Raw genomic sequence first — 14,261 nt, forward strand, 5'->3', positions numbered from 1 at the left:
TTTTTGAAGGACGAAAATGAGCCACGTAGAACTACTCAAAACTTGCGGTTTGAAAGCAACTCCTCAAAGATTGTGCATCCTAAAGGTGCTCGATCGCCACGAGCATCCAAGCATAGAAGCCCTGTATGAGGGGATCAAAGAGGACTATCCGTCCATTTCGCTAGCGACGGTTTATAAAAATCTAAACACCCTGCTCGACGAAGGCGTCGTAGTCGAGGTCAATGCACCGAATAAAAAGAGCCGCTACGACATCTATCAGATGCCACACATTCACGTCGTCTGCGAAAAATGCGGCAACGTCACGGATCTTTTCATGGACGATGCCTTTAATAAGGACGTTTTGAAAAACATCGAGCGCAAAGCGGGCAATTTCATCCGCAAGCTAAATATCACGGCTACGGTTGAAGACTGCGAAAAGTGTAGATAGTTTAAAGAATTTTCTGCTATTATTACCCACTTTATTTTTGGAGCGGGTATGCAAACTAAGCGTAAATTTTTATTGAGCGACGATTCGATTCTGCGGACGCTAGAGCGTGCGGGGCTAAAATGTCGCAAGGTAAAGATCGCTTGGTTTTATACTTCGTTCTATCCCGAAATTTACTACATCCGCCAAAATGACGAATGCTCTTTGCGCCACAGAAAAGAGGATCTCGACAGACAAACTCTAAATTTTAAAATTTCAAAAGATGATTTCAAAGAGGCTTTAAAAAGCAGGGTTGCCCGCGTCGTGCAAAAAAACCGCTACGGCTTTGCTAACGACGAAGCGGAGTTTTGGTTAGAGCTTTACGGCGGCGAGCTAAGCACGCTCGTGATTTTACGAGCGAAATTTCAAAGCGAGGCGGCAAGCGCAAATTTTGATTTTGTAAAAACCTTCGGCAGCACCGATTTTTGCGAGATCACCGACGATTACCGCTACAAAAGCCGCTATCTGGCGCGCTACGGCATCCCGCCGCGCTCGCTTGATTTCGCGCACGCACGCAACGTTTTTAAAAAATTTAGCCGAGTTAAATTTCTCGCACCGCCCTATGCGGACAGCGTTAAGCTTGCGCGTTTGGCGCTTGAGTTAGCGTGGACGAGGGCGTGCGCCGCAAAAAGCGAGTATCAAAAAAACCTCTCCCCCGAAGCTCTTCACGAGCTGCGCGTACAGATTCGTAAATTTAGAGCGGTTTTGAAGCTATCCGCGCCGCTTTTTGAGGCGGAAAAAAGGGGCGAAATTTTAAAACTGCTCGCAGGATTTATGAGCCGCAGCAATCAGCTGCGGGACCTTCACGTTTTTGCGAAGTTTTTAAAAGCCGACGACGCGCCTGCGAGCTTTTTGCAGCAGCTAAATCTTATCGCAAAGCGCTCGGAGGATAAAATTTTAGAATTTCTTTTTAGCGCGGAATTTGCAGATTTAAACGACGCTATTAGCGGCTTTTTAAGCGGCGCGGACGGCATCTACGCGCGCAGCGAATATGAAAAAATTTCAAAAAAGTTCGCATCCGCCCGCCTTTGCAAGCTGATTAAAAGCTTGCGCGCGGAGCTAAAAAATTTAAAGCAAGGCTCGTCGCTGCAGGCATTTCACGACGCGCGCATAGGGCTAAAGAGGCTACGATACGCGCTTGAAATTTTTGCAAGAAGCTTTGATGAAGGCTGCGTCAGGGAGCTTTTTAAGCGCACCAAGGCTGCCTGCGAGGATTTCGGCGCGCTGCAAGATATCAGCGTGTGGCAAAATTTCATCGCGATCTATCAAAAAGCAAGCGATAAAAGCGGCGTCGCGTTTGCGTACCTGCTGGCTCTGGACGCTAGACTAAACGCCCGCGCAGACGAGCTAACGGAAAAAATCATAAGCGAAAAAGAGGCTCTTTTGCGCGCTCTAAAAAAATCGCTGCGCAAAATCAAAGCATACGAATAAGGAAAGCCCGTGCAAAAACAGGAAAAAATCATAAAGATGTTCGATGAGATCGCGCCTACCTATGATCTGGCAAACCGCGCCATCAGCTTCGGCGTGGACGTTTCGTGGCGCAAAAAGGCGGTCGAGCTGACGCTTGAAAAGCTTAAGGGAAAGCTCGTGAGTATAGCCGACGTCGCGTGCGGCACGGGCGATATGATAAGCTCGTGGCGCGACGGCGCGGCACAGCACGGCGTGCAGATCGAGCGGATCGTGGGGATCGATCCTAGCGAAGGAATGCTCGAGGTGGCGAGGCAAAAATTCCCTAGCTGCGAATTTATCAAAGCAACTGCGGGCGCCACAACGTTAGATGATGCAAGCATGGATATTTTAAGCATCAGCTACGGCATAAGAAACGTCGTGGAGCTGGATGCGGCGCTTGCGGAATTTAACCGCGTCGTCAAACCGGGCGGCTCGCTCGTGGTTTTGGAATTTACCAAAGCCGCAAGCGGCGGGCTCGCGTTTAAAATCAGAGATTTTTACGTGAGCAAAATTTTACCCAAAATCGGCGCCTTTATCTCGAAAAATAAAGAAGCCTACGAGTATCTGCCAAGCTCCATCGGCAGCTTCCTAGACGCCGCGAGCTTTAGCGAAAAGCTCAAAAACGCGGGCTTTGAGCTGCGCGTGCAAAAGGGCTTCAGCTTCGACGTCAGCACGCTTTTCATCGCGGAAAAAATCGCGCAGAAGAGCGACGATGCTTAGCGTAAGCGAGCTCAACGCCCAAGCCAAGGCACTTTTGGAGACGAGCTTTAGCTTCGTCGAGGTCGAGGGCGAGATATCTAAGTTTAGAATTCAAAGCACGAGCGGGCACTGGTATTTTACGATCAAAGACGCGAGCGCGGCGATCGATTGCGCGATGTTTAAATTTAACGCCGCGCGGATAAATTTTATCCCAGCCGTGGGCGATAAACTCATCGTAAGCGGCAAGGTCTCGCTATACGCCCCCACGGGCGCGTATCAGATCCAGGTCTCAAATATCCGCAAAAGCGGCGAGGGCGAGCTGGAAGCGGCGTTTGCTGCGCTAAAGCAGAAGCTTAGCAACGAGGGGCTTTTTGATGCCGCGCACAAAAAACAGCTTCCGAAATTTTCCCAAAGCATCGCGATCATCACGAGCGCGGGCTCTGCGGCGCAAGCGGATATGCTTCGCACGGCGCAGGACCGCTTCGCACTTTGTAAAATAGATCTGTATAACGCACTAGTGCAAGGCGAGGGCGCGCCTGCTTCGATCATAAGCGCGCTGCGTGCAGCCGACGAGAAGGGCTACGATGCGATCGTCATCGCTCGCGGCGGCGGCTCGCGCGAGGATCTGTGGTGCTTCAACGACGAGGCCTTGGCTCGCGCGATCTACGCGGCCGAAACGCCCGTCATCTCGGCGGTCGGGCACGAGATCGATTTTAGCATCAGCGATTTCGTAGCTGATCATCGAAGCCTCACGCCCACCGCCGCGATGATCGATCTGCTGCCCGATATTTGCGCGATCTTTCAGAGCTTAGACGGCGCAAGCGACGCGTTTGATAGGATGATAAAAGATAAAATTTCATCCGCACAAAACGTGCTGAGCCTCGCAGCTTTACAGCTTAAATCAAAATCGGTCGAGCCAAAAATTTCAGGCTCGCTTGCAAAGCTTTTAAATTTCGAGCTTAAATTTAAAAGCTTCGTAGACTCCAAGCTAAGCGCTGCAGAGCATACGCTAAGCGCTAAGGATGAGCTTTTGGCGCAAAAGGCGAAATTTTTTGAGATCACCAAAAACCTCGTTCAAATCCAAAAGGACGGCAAAACGGTGGCCCTAGGTGAGCTTGCCGCGGGCGACGAGTTCGTCCTTTACTCGCAGCAGCTCAGTAAAAACGCAAAAATCATCTAAAGGAGGCAAAATGGATAGGGTTTTAAATTTTAGCGCAGGTCCGAGCACCATCCCGCTGGGCGTGCTAAAGCAGGCACAAGAGGAGCTGCTGAATTACAGGGGGCGCGGATTTTCGATAATGGAGATCTCGCACCGCACCAAAATTTTCGAGGAAGTTTTACATAGCGCGATGGACCGCGTGCGCGATCTCTACGGCTTTTCGGATGATTTTACGATTTTGTTTTTACAAGGCGGCGCGAGCCTACAATTCGCGCAGGTGCCGATGAACCTATACGCAGGCGGCGTCGCAGAATACGCCAACACGGGCAACTGGACGAGCAAGGCGATCAAGGAAGCAGGCGTGCTCGGCATAAACTACCGCGTGGTCGCAAGCAGCGAGGAGAGCAAATTCGACCGCATCCCCGAGGTTAAATTCTCTGACGACGCCGATTACGGCTACATCTGCTCGAACAACACGATCTACGGCACGCAATATCCGCAGCTGCCGCAGTGTGCTTGTCCGCTCGTAGTCGATAGCTCGAGCGATCTGTTTTCGCGCCCCGTGGATCTTAGCAGCGTGGGGATGTTTTACGGCGGCATTCAGAAAAATGGCGGCCCCGCGGGCGTTACGATGGTGGCGATCCGCAAGGATCTGCTGGATCGCGCAAATCCCAAAACGCCGATGATCCTGCGCTACAAGACGCAGGCGGACGCGGACTCGATGAGCAACACCCCAAATACTTTCGGAATTTACATGCTAAATTTAATGCTCGGCTGGATCAAGGACGAAATCGGCGGGCTCGCGGCGATGCACGAGCGCAACAAGCGCAAAGCGGCGCTGCTTTACGGCGCGATCGATGCTAGCGGCGGCTTCTACCGCGGTCACGCGCAAAAGGAGAGCCGCAGCTTGATGAACGTGAGCTTTAATATTGCAGATGCCGCGCTTGAGCCGGTTTTCGTCGCGCAGGCGGAGGTGGAGGGGATGATCGGGCTTAAAGGACACCGCGTTTTAGGCGGCATCCGTGCCTCGATCTACAACGCGATAAACTACGAGGATGTTGAAAAACTAGTCGCTTTTATGAGCGAGTTTGCGCGCAAAAACGGCTAACGGCAATTAAATTTAGGGAGTTTGAGTACGGCTCGCGCTTATAGACAAGGATTGTTTCGAATCCGCGCCTGCCTTGCCGCTGAGCTAGTGTTTGCCATAGCCCTCGCTTTTATAGCCGGTATTTTACGGCAGAAATAGCTTTGGTGCGGCTTGGATTTCGCTGCTAGAATTTTATTGAAGACAAAATTTATGATGTTAAATTTTGCATTGGATGAAGTTTGATTGCTTTGATTTTGCAGGGCGAGCGAACTTGGCGCTGTTGGGATTTATTAGGTAGGATTTAACATTTAAAACGCTATTATCGGTGTTCGAGGATAGAAGGCGGTTTATTTATTTAGGCGCAGGTTTAGCGTATCTAGCGTCTAAATTTAAGCTTAACCCTAAAAACGGGCAAAATTAAACGAAAGGATTTAAATGAGTTTTAAGAGATTTTTTGCAGTGGCGCTTGTGGTGGGTGCTTTCTCTTCGGTGAGTGCAGAGGCTAGCGTTGCGGGGGATTTTTGTATCAAAAACGGCGGCGAGCTGATCGTCCGCAAAGACGGCAACGGCGTGGACTACACCGTTTGTAAGCTGCCTGACGGTACTATGATCGACGCTGAAGAATTTTATAAAACAGGCGGCGATTTGAGCAAATTTAAGAGCGTAAATCGATAGAATTTTATCGCTTGTGAGATTTGCGGCAGCGAAATTCCATAAAATTCTGCGTCAAAATTCTACTTTAAAATTTAGATGAATTCTAACTAGCAAGCGCTAGCGCAAGTAAATTCTTGGGCGCCACAAACGAAGTGATGGAGCAGATTGATGAAAAATTCAATTATCCAAACATCAACGATGTGTGGAGATTTTGCTCTAGCAAGGTGCTGAAAGCGGCGGCTATGCAAAGCAGAAATATTTTTAAGCGATTTTACGCGACGCAGGCAACCTGCTAGATGCTTGATTACGACGAAGGTTTTTTTGGATATGCGATAAGCATTTGTGCCCATAGTTGTTGAGCTTAAATTTTAGCCGTTCGTGGATGTCGCTCGCTTCCTTTTTTTTGAAAGGCTCAAATTTTAACCGCTCGTGAGTGCCCATTCGCTTCCCTTGCCCGCGTAAATTTAGCGCGTGAAAACCACAACCTCGCCGCGCTCAAACGCGACCTGCCGCCCCGCCAGATACAGCTCGAAGTATGGCTTCAAAAAGTCCTCCTGCGGCCTTTGCACGTAGTTCGGATACTGTGCAGGTACGCCGAGAGTAGGTAGTCGCAGTTAATCGAATAGTACGCCTCGCCGAGCACCCATAGCTTCGCATCGAGTTTCGGCGAATCTATCATCCACTCCGTGATCGCCTCATATGCAGCGCGCGTACTCAAAATTAGTCATTTTCACCCCTTTAAATTTGACCGTCAAAGCGTTTGGATGAAATTTTACCTAAATTTTACGCATTTGCCGAATTAAAATTTACGCGCGATAAGACTTTTGTAGAATTTAAAATTTAGCGGTTCGGTTTGGGTTTGGTACCACGATAAAGCGGCGGAGCGATGGGCGGAGACGGGCAGGTTGTCGCGCGGTAGCGGACGGCGTCTGATATGACATGTGTCACGTGACAACAGGGGTAGCCGATGATCGCTATCGCAGCGCTCGCAATCTACTTGCTCGCGGAAGTGGATTTTTCAAGTTCAAGCCGTCGCAGCAAAATGGCAGGCGGTGTATTGGATGACAGCTGCCACCGCAGTACTCGCAAGTCGGTCGTTTAAAAAAGCACTTTTTGCGTTCAGAGCGCGCATAAGTGACGCAAAGCAGCGGTATTATTTGATCTGTTGCTTGCGAAATGAAATTTTATCGTTTAAATTCTAGAGCAAGACCTGCACTTGCAGCGGCAAATTTGCTTGTAGGAATGAAATTTGTCGTTCAAATTTAGCAAAGATAAAATTTTAAATCGTGTAAATCGCGGGAGGGGACGGGTAATGATTTGATTTTGTTCGCATCGTGCAGTATTTAGGGGCGCAACGCAATTAAATTTTACTTTATCCCCGCAAATGCTGCCTTCGCATCCGCCAAATCCTTCTCGTCGGGGTGTTTCGCAGCCTCCGCCCAGCGCGCAAGTCGCTCGGGGGTGATAGGATGGGGCGAGTTGCCGCTAGAGGCCATTTTACGCATCGTCTCAAGCAGCTTTGGATCGATCGCGCCTTGGCAGGAGAACTCCGCTACGATCTCATTACCGTTCTCTTTGAGCCCCTTTTCGAAAGCATCCAGGCACTTGCGCGCATGCTCGCCGTCTGGTTCCGCGCCCAGCGTCATGAAAACGCCTAGCTTTTTGCCCTGAAATTTACGCAAAAATCGCATAAATTTCGCCTCGCCCTCGCCCTTATCGACGTAAAAGCCCAAGGCTATAAAGTCATAGTCATCGACCTCGCCTTCAAAGTCGCGGAAATTTAGGCTCTCGCAGCTTAGTTGCTCGGCGATCGCGTCGCCCACCTTTTTCGTGTTGCCCGTTTGCGAGGTATAAAGCACGATTTTTTTCATACAAAATCCTTTTTCATAATGTTTGCTATCTCTTCGTTGATGTTGTTGCCCCAAAAAATTCCGTCCAAGTTTAAGACCGATTTTCCATCCTTAAGCTCCAAAAGCCCCCAGCTTTGAAATTCTTTGAGCTTTTGTACTACTTCGTCGTAAATGCTCGCGCTTAGAGCCTCTTTTAGCTCGTTTAAGCTTACGATCGGGTATTGAAATAGATTGCTTAGCACGCCGTATTTTGCTTCACGCTCATCGATTCGCGAGATCATCTTATGGCCTGAAACGCCGTAAATTCCGAAGCCCGCTACGTGTCCGCCCGCGCCGTTGCCGATAGGCAGGATATCCGTGCCCTTGTGGCTTAGCTTGATGTAGCCGTAGTTATCGCGTCCTTTTCGAGCAAGCTTGGTAAGCTCCAAAACCTCGAAATTATCGCTTCCGACAAGTAGTGCGCCCGCAAAGGCGTGGTGCAGCTTCTTATCGGTCGGCAGGTCGTAGTAGGAGGTGTCGATCTTTTTGGATAGCTCCGAGCCTTCAAAAAACATCAACGAGTAAAAGCTGGCGCTATCTAGACCTAGCTCATCTACATAGCGCGCGTCCTCTAGTGCTTCCTCCACGCTTTCGTTCGGGAAGTTGTAGATGATGTCGCAGCAGAGCATGCCATCAAATTTTTCTCTAAGATCTTTTAGTCGCTCGATTGCGCGAGCGGGCTTATGCACGCGGTTTAGAAGCGCGCGCCCCTGTCTGCTGAAGGTCTGCACGCCGATGCTAAAGCGGTTTACGCCGAAGCTTTGCAAGGCAAGCGCCTTTTGCAGGTCTAAATTATGCAGCGTGGTCTCTACGCTGATCTCGCAGTCCTCTGCGATTTTAAAATTTTTATGCAGCGCGCCCAGAACCTTTTCGAAGTGCGTCTCGCTAAAGACGCTCGGCGTGCCGCCGCCGAAGTAGATACTTTTGATCTTTTTGGTGTCGAAGTAGGGCATCTCGCCGTAGTCTTTGATCTGGCGTATCAAAAATTTAGCGTATTCGTCCAGCTCGTCGCCGAGTTTGGAGCGCATCATCGAACAAAACGAGCAGATGTTGTCGCAAAACGGCACATGCAGATAGATCACGCAATCGCTGTCTTTCGCGGGCTGCTCCAGCGCGTCGAACAGCTCGTTTTCGCTCGCGGAGACGCTCTCGAAAAGCTTGGAGCGATGGTGGGATTTAATGCGTTCTTTAAACATCTATTTCGTTGCCTCCGCGTAAATTTCATCCACCGTCTCGCCGATCTGCGGGCTTCCGCGCAATATGAGCGTCGGAGCTTTTAAAATTTTGCCCGATTTTACCGCTTTGGTGTTGCTAAGGATCGGATTTGCTTTTAAAAAATCCTCCGTCTCGCCGCCTACGATGACCATAATATCAGGGTTTTGTTCCAAGATGTATTCTGCGGATACTGAAGGCGTGCTGCCCTTCAGGCCGTCTGCGATATTTTTGGCGCCGAGACGAGCGAAAATGTCGCCGATGAGGGTTTTGTCGTTAAAGGCCATAGTGGCGTTTGAGCCGAAAAATAGCGCTACTTTTTTGCCGCGAAGAGCGGGTTTGCCTGCAAAAATTCCATCCATCTGAGCGCAAATTTTATCCGCCTCGCTCTCTTTTTTTACGATGGCCGCAATTTTCTTTACGTTTTGGCAGATGTCTGCGGTGGAGTTTGCATCCATCGCAAGGCTCTTAAGTCCCAGCTTTTGCAGATTCTCGCTAACGCCTGCGGAGTGGAAGCTCGTGATAACCAGATCGGGCTTGAGCTCGACGATCTTTTCCATATTCGGCTTGACGTAGGTGCCTACGCTAGGCAGTTTTGCGGTTTCAGCCTGCGGGCGGATCTTGCTCATCGAAGTGGTGGCGATCGCAGCGATCTGATCCTGCGCGCCTAAGGCGTAGATGATCTCGACCGCGGCTGGATCAAGTACGACTAGACCTTTGGCGAATACAAAGCTCGCCGCAGTCAAAGCTATAAGAATTTTTTTCATAATTTCTCCTTTTTGGGTAGTATAAACTTTACCCCGTTTTCTTCTACTATTAAGGCTTCAAAGCCGTAAATTTCTTTTATGATCTGCGGCGTAAAAAGCTCGCTCGCACTGCCGCGATATCTCACCGTACCGTCTCTTAGCATAAAAATTTCATCGCAAAATAGCGAGGCTAAATTTAGATCGTGCAGCACGATGACGCTCGTTAAATTTAAAGAGCGCGTCAGGTTTTCGCAGATGCTCATCGCCTCGATGGCGTAGTTCATATCTAGCGCGCCCGTGGGCTCATCGAGCAGTAAAATTTCAGGCTCGCTGACGAGCGCTCTAGCAAGCAGCACGCGCCCGAACTCCCCGCCGCTTAGCTCAAATGCGCTACGCTCTAGGAATTTTTTCACGTCCAAAAGCTCTGCCATTTGCTCCACTTTAGCGTGATCGCTCGCATCGTAGCCGCTAAAAGCGCTTTTTAATCGGCAAAATCTGCCCGCGAGCAAAATTTCTTTCACGCTAAGCGGCGCGGCAAGGGCCGTTTTTTGCGGCACGAAGCCGATCAGCGCGGCAAGCTCTTTTAGGCCGTATTCGCTTGCCCTTTTGCCGTTTATTTCGATGATCCCGCTTGCAGGCTTTAAAATTTGCAAGATGTTTTTTAGCAAGGTGCTCTTGCCGCAGCCGTTAGGGCCCAAAATCCCGTAAAATTTGCCCCGTTTTAAATTTAGCTCGATGCCTCGCAAAATCGCTCGCTTGCCGTAGCTGAAGTTTAGCGCCGAAATTTTCATGCATGCTTCCTAAACGCGAGGTATAGAAAAAAGGGCGCGCCGAAAAAGGAGGTCACCACGCCGATTGGAATTTCTACCGGCGAGAGGGCGTTTTTAGCGATTACGTCGCAAAACAAAAGAAAAAGCCCGCCCGTAAGCGCGCTAGCGGGGATCAGCACGGCGTTGCTAGACGTGCGAAGCGCCATACGCAAGGTATGCGGGATGATGAGCCCCACAAAGCCTATCATCCCCGTAAACGCGACCGAAAAGCCGATGATGAGCGAGGAGACGATGAGTAGGCTCTTTTTGGACTTCTCGACGTTTAGCCCCAGCGACTTCGCCTCCTCGTCGCCGTTTAAGATGATATTTAACTCGTGGCGCTTCGTGTAAAAATACGTCATGCAAAACAGCAGCGGCGGTAGCAAAAGCGCTATCTTTTGCCAATTCGCCCCGCCTAGATAGCCCATCATCCACGCCGTAATCCTAAAGCTATCCTCCCCGATTAGATAGACCGCAAAGGAGGTGAATGCGCCTAAAAACGACGACACAGCGATACCTACGATCAGTAGCGTCGAGATCGAGCGGGTGTGCGCGGCAAGCTTAAAGATCACGATCGACAGCGCACTTGCGCTTAAAAATGCGAAAATTCCGTAAAAAACGTCGCTAAGCCCTAGCAGATAGGCTATGACCGCGCCGAAAGTCGCTGCCGAGGCGATGCCGATGATGTATGGGTCTGCGAGCGGGTTTAAAAACACGCTTTGCACTACCACCCCCGAAGTTGCCAGCAGCGCGCCCACTAAGATGCCCATTACTAGGCGCGGTAGGCGCATTTGTAGCAATATGAGCTGCTTGGTCTCGTCTATCTCGCCGAAGGTGAAAAATTTCGCGATGTCGCCTAGCGAAATGCTTGCTCCGCCGCTGCTAACGGCTACTAAAGCAAGCAATACGAAAGCTGCGCTTAGAAAGAGATAAAATTTAAAGCTCATAGCCCACCAGGCGAACTATACGCGCAGATTTCGTCGCGGCGGATATTTTTAAAATTTAAGCGGTGCCAGGAATTTATACGCACGGAATTTATGAAATTCTCGCGGCCGGCGCCATCATTTTTGCAGCTTACATAGCTTTTGATATCAGCGCGAAAAAGTACATAGCCGCGCACCTGATCCGGCATAAATTTCCTCCTAAAAGTATTCGCGATTTTTATTAAGAAATTAAAATCGTTATCATGGGATTTTATCGCTTGATTTCTTAAACCGCGATAAATTCCGTAACGGCTAAAAGCTGCGGGGTTAAATTTATGGCGATTAAATATTAAAATTTCGCGCGCCTCCAAGCCGCCTATTTAAATTTGAAATTCAAAATTTAGGCGTTAAATTTAAACGCCGAAAGAGCTCTTTTTAATTTTGCGATTCAGCTTTAAATTATAAAAACGCCGATAAAATACGCACTAAATTTTATTTAACGAGCCCCGCTTTAAAGGCGTAAGTCGTTTTATTAAACGGCAAACTGCGCCGAAGCCGCTCGCTAAGTTTTAAGGAGTGAGCATGAAATTTTGGCAAAAGATCCTTTGGGCGGCGGTCGCCGTCATAGGGGCGTGGTGTTTCGGCGTACTTGCGCTAAATAAGGGAGAGAGCATCAGCGCCGTCTGGCTCGTAGTGGCCAGCGCGTGCATCTATCTGATCGGATACACCTTCTACGGGCGCTTTATCGCGTATCGCGTCTTTGAACTGAACGACCGCCGCGCAACTCCTGCGGTGATCCGAAACGACGGGCGAGATTACGTCCCTACGAACAAATACGTCCTTTTCGGGCACCATTTCGCCGCTATCGCAGGCGCCGGACCGCTCGTAGGTCCCGTAGTGGCCGCACAGATGGGCTATCTGCCCGGCACTATTTGGCTTTTGGTAGGCGTCGTGCTCGCAGGCGCGGTGCATGATTTCATCGTGCTCGTGCTCTCCACGCGACGCGGCGGCAAGAGTCTAGGCGAGATGATCAAAGAGGAGATGGGTAAGCTCACGGGCGGCATCGCGATGATCGGAATTTTTTTCATCATGCTGATCATCGTGGCGATTTTAGCAATGGTCGTCGTAAAGGCGCTCGCAAACTCGCCGTGGGGGCTTTTTACGATCGCAATGACGATACCGATCGCCATATTTATGGGAATTTATATGAGGTTTTTGCGCCCGGGCAAGGTCAGCGAGGCATCGATCATCGGCTTTGTTTTGCTGATGCTTGCGCTTTGGGGTGGGCATTACGTCTCGATCGATCCGTACTGGCACGACGTTTTTTCGCTAAAGGGCGAGACGCTCGCGCTTCTTACGATCGGCTACGGCTTTATCGCGGCGATTTTGCCCGTGTGGCTACTGCTTGCGCCGCGCGATTATCTAAGCACCTTCCTTAAGCTCGGCGTCATCATCGGCATGGCGGTTGCGATAATCTTTGTCGCGCCCGAGCTTAAAATGCCCGCTACGACGAAATTTATCGACGGCACGGGTCCCGTTTTTGCAGGCCCGATATTTCCGTTTTTGTTTATTACTATCGCATGCGGCGCGATTTCTGGCTTTCATGCGCTGATCTCCAGCGGTACGACGCCTAAGATGGTCGAGCGCGAAACCCACACTCTTTTCATCGGCTACGGCTCGATGCTTATGGAGAGCCTTGTAGGCGTAATGGCGCTCGTAGCGGCGTGCATCCTAAGCCCGGGCGAATACTTCGCTATCAACTCGCCCGCCGCGGTACTCGGCAAAGACGCGGTAAGCGCCGCGGCGTACATAAATTCTATCGGATTTAGCATTACGCCCGAGCAGATCGGCGCCTTGGCTTCAAACGTCGGCGAAACCACGATGATGAGCCGCACGGGCGGCGCTCCTACCTTTGCGATGGGGCTAACGATGCTGCTGCACCAGATCATCGGCGGCAAGGAGCTGATGGCGTTTTGGTACCATTTCGCGATTTTATTTGAGGCGCTGTTTATTCTGACCGCGGTCGATGCGGGCACGCGCACCGGGCGCTTTATGGTGCAAGAAATTTTAGGCAACGTCTATAAGCCCTTTTCCGATACCAAAAATTCCCTCTACGGCATCATCGCGACGGTGATCTGCGTGGCGGGCTGGGGCTATCTGCTCTACAGCGGCGTTACCGATCCTATGGGCGGAATTTACACGCTGTGGCCGCTTTTCGGCGCGTCCAATCAGATGCTCGCGGGCATCGCGCTGCTGCTCGCTACGGTGGTGCTTTTTAAAATGGGCAAGCAAAAATACGCCTTCGTCACGATCGCTCCTGCGATTTGGGTGCTTATAACCACGCTTTATGCGGCGATCTTAAAGCTGATGCCGGCTAACGGCGAGCGCGTGCACGACGCGGTAAGCCATGTGGCTATCGCGCAAAATACCGCCGCCAAGCTTGCTAGCCTGAGCGATCCCGCGGCGATCGAAAAGGCGCAGGCTATCATCAGAAATAACGTCATCGACGCCGTGCTATGTGCTCTTTTCGTCGTAGTCACGATCGTCGTCATCGCTCAAACGATAAGGATGTGCCTTAAAATTTCAAAAGGCGGCGCGAGCGAGGGGTATTTCAAACTGGCAGAAAGCGAGCACATAGATAGGGGCGTTTATGAAAAAGCTTAAATTTAATCCGCTCGCAGCCCCGAAGGCCGTGGCGAGGTTTTTGGCGCGCGCGGATGCCGCGCTTGCGCCGCTCATCGGGCTCGGCAATTACGAGGGCTATCTGCGCCATTTCAGAAGCGCCCATCCTGACGAAGTCCCGCTAAGCAGGGCGGAATTTTTCCGCGCGATGCAAGATAGCAAGGCAAAAAACGTCAAGTGCTGATAGCGGCGAAAGGGCGCGGTCGCGCCGTACAAATCGTCGTTGATCTGAAATTTTAAATTTGATAGGGTGCGGGCGTGCGAGTCATGAAATTTAGCCCGCTTCTCGGGATAAAATTTCGCGCATGCCTCTTTGAGATTGCGCTTTAAATTTGCTCGCACTTAGGGCGTTGAGATTTGTCTTTGCCGTCGCGCCGTACTTATCGCTAGTCGCGATTTTTTGCAACGATCTCGCCTTCATGTTGTAGAATTTTTAAACGGGTATTTCCGCGTCTTGATAGAATTCTATATAAAATTTTTAGCAAACCT

General features: G+C 50.4%; 15 protein-coding genes. 9 read left to right on the forward strand and 6 right to left on the reverse strand.

Annotation, left to right across the window (positions count from 1 at the left end; translation table 11 throughout):
- Positions 1 to 16: 16 nt before the first annotated feature.
- The 7 genes from KH703_RS04065 (at position 17) to KH703_RS04095 (ending at position 5,807) form a co-directional block, all read left to right on the forward strand.
- Positions 17 to 427 carry a Fur family transcriptional regulator gene (locus KH703_RS04065; protein ID WP_304294367.1) on the forward strand — a complete coding sequence of 137 codons (411 nt, stop codon included), beginning with the start codon at positions 17 to 19 and terminating at the stop codon, positions 425 to 427.
- Between the two features lie 48 nt (positions 428 to 475).
- Complete coding sequence (locus KH703_RS04070; protein WP_304294369.1) at positions 476 to 1,894, forward strand: CHAD domain-containing protein; 1,419 nt, start codon at positions 476 to 478, stop codon at positions 1,892 to 1,894.
- Positions 1,895 to 1,903: 9 nt separating this feature from the next.
- Positions 1,904 to 2,632 carry a bifunctional demethylmenaquinone methyltransferase/2-methoxy-6-polyprenyl-1,4-benzoquinol methylase UbiE gene (gene ubiE / locus KH703_RS04075; RefSeq protein ID WP_304294370.1) on the forward strand — a complete coding sequence of 243 codons (729 nt, stop codon included), beginning with the start codon at positions 1,904 to 1,906 and terminating at the stop codon, positions 2,630 to 2,632.
- Complete coding sequence (gene xseA / locus KH703_RS04080; RefSeq protein WP_304294371.1) at positions 2,625 to 3,791, forward strand: exodeoxyribonuclease VII large subunit; 1,167 nt, start codon at positions 2,625 to 2,627, stop codon at positions 3,789 to 3,791. Before ubiE ends, xseA begins: the two co-directional genes overlap by 8 nt.
- Before the next feature lie 10 nt (positions 3,792 to 3,801).
- A complete protein-coding gene (serC, locus tag KH703_RS04085) occupies positions 3,802 to 4,878 on the forward strand; it encodes a 3-phosphoserine/phosphohydroxythreonine transaminase (RefSeq protein WP_304294373.1) in 1,077 nt (358 codons plus the stop codon).
- 414 nt (positions 4,879 to 5,292) lie between these two features.
- Positions 5,293 to 5,532 carry a DUF333 domain-containing protein gene (locus KH703_RS04090; RefSeq protein WP_304294375.1) on the forward strand — a complete coding sequence of 80 codons (240 nt, stop codon included), beginning with the start codon at positions 5,293 to 5,295 and terminating at the stop codon, positions 5,530 to 5,532.
- 113 nt (positions 5,533 to 5,645) lie between these two features.
- The gene (locus KH703_RS04095; protein ID WP_304294377.1) at positions 5,646 to 5,807 is read left to right on the forward strand and encodes a hypothetical protein; all 162 of its coding nucleotides are present in this window, start codon (positions 5,646 to 5,648) and stop codon (positions 5,805 to 5,807) included.
- 1,071 nt (positions 5,808 to 6,878) lie between these two features.
- On the opposite strand, the gene KH703_RS04100 is transcribed toward KH703_RS04095, so the two are convergent.
- From KH703_RS04100 to KH703_RS04120, 5 genes are read right to left on the reverse strand one after another with little or no spacing between them, the layout of a single operon-like run.
- On the reverse strand, positions 6,879 to 7,382 hold the full coding sequence (locus KH703_RS04100; protein WP_304294379.1) for a flavodoxin family protein: 504 nt from the start codon (positions 7,380 to 7,382) through the stop codon (positions 6,879 to 6,881).
- Positions 7,379 to 8,596, reverse strand: a complete 1,218-nt coding sequence (locus tag KH703_RS04105; RefSeq protein ID WP_304294381.1) for a radical SAM protein — start codon at positions 8,594 to 8,596, stop codon at positions 7,379 to 7,381. The genes KH703_RS04100 and KH703_RS04105 overlap by 4 nt, the downstream gene beginning before the upstream one ends.
- On the reverse strand, positions 8,597 to 9,379 hold the full coding sequence (locus KH703_RS04110) for an ABC transporter substrate-binding protein (protein WP_304294383.1): 783 nt from the start codon (positions 9,377 to 9,379) through the stop codon (positions 8,597 to 8,599).
- Positions 9,376 to 10,149 (reverse strand): ABC transporter ATP-binding protein, encoded by a 774-nt coding sequence (locus KH703_RS04115; RefSeq protein WP_304294385.1) that lies wholly within the window; start codon positions 10,147 to 10,149, stop codon positions 9,376 to 9,378. Before KH703_RS04115 ends, KH703_RS04110 begins: the two co-directional genes overlap by 4 nt.
- Complete coding sequence (locus tag KH703_RS04120; RefSeq protein ID WP_304294387.1) at positions 10,146 to 11,114, reverse strand: iron ABC transporter permease; 969 nt, start codon at positions 11,112 to 11,114, stop codon at positions 10,146 to 10,148. The genes KH703_RS04115 and KH703_RS04120 overlap by 4 nt, the downstream gene beginning before the upstream one ends.
- Before the next feature lie 558 nt (positions 11,115 to 11,672).
- Between KH703_RS04120 and KH703_RS04125 the strand changes: the two genes are divergently transcribed.
- Both KH703_RS04125 and kcuS read left to right on the forward strand, forming a co-directional pair.
- Entirely contained in the window at positions 11,673 to 13,754 is a 2,082-nt protein-coding gene (locus KH703_RS04125) for a carbon starvation CstA family protein (RefSeq protein WP_304294389.1), read from the forward strand.
- Positions 13,741 to 13,956 carry a KCU-star family selenoprotein gene (gene kcuS / locus KH703_RS04130; protein ID WP_304294391.1) on the forward strand — a complete coding sequence of 72 codons (216 nt, stop codon included), beginning with the start codon at positions 13,741 to 13,743 and terminating at the stop codon, positions 13,954 to 13,956. Before KH703_RS04125 ends, kcuS begins: the two co-directional genes overlap by 14 nt.
- 90 nt (positions 13,957 to 14,046) lie before the next feature.
- Here kcuS and KH703_RS04135 read toward each other — a convergent pair whose 3' ends face one another.
- Complete coding sequence (locus KH703_RS04135) at positions 14,047 to 14,178, reverse strand: hypothetical protein (RefSeq protein ID WP_304294393.1); 132 nt, start codon at positions 14,176 to 14,178, stop codon at positions 14,047 to 14,049.
- Positions 14,179 to 14,261 lie beyond the last annotated feature (83 nt).

The organism is Campylobacter gracilis (genome assembly GCF_018374135.1).
Lineage (GTDB): Bacteria > Campylobacterota > Campylobacteria > Campylobacterales > Campylobacteraceae > Campylobacter_B > Campylobacter_B gracilis_A.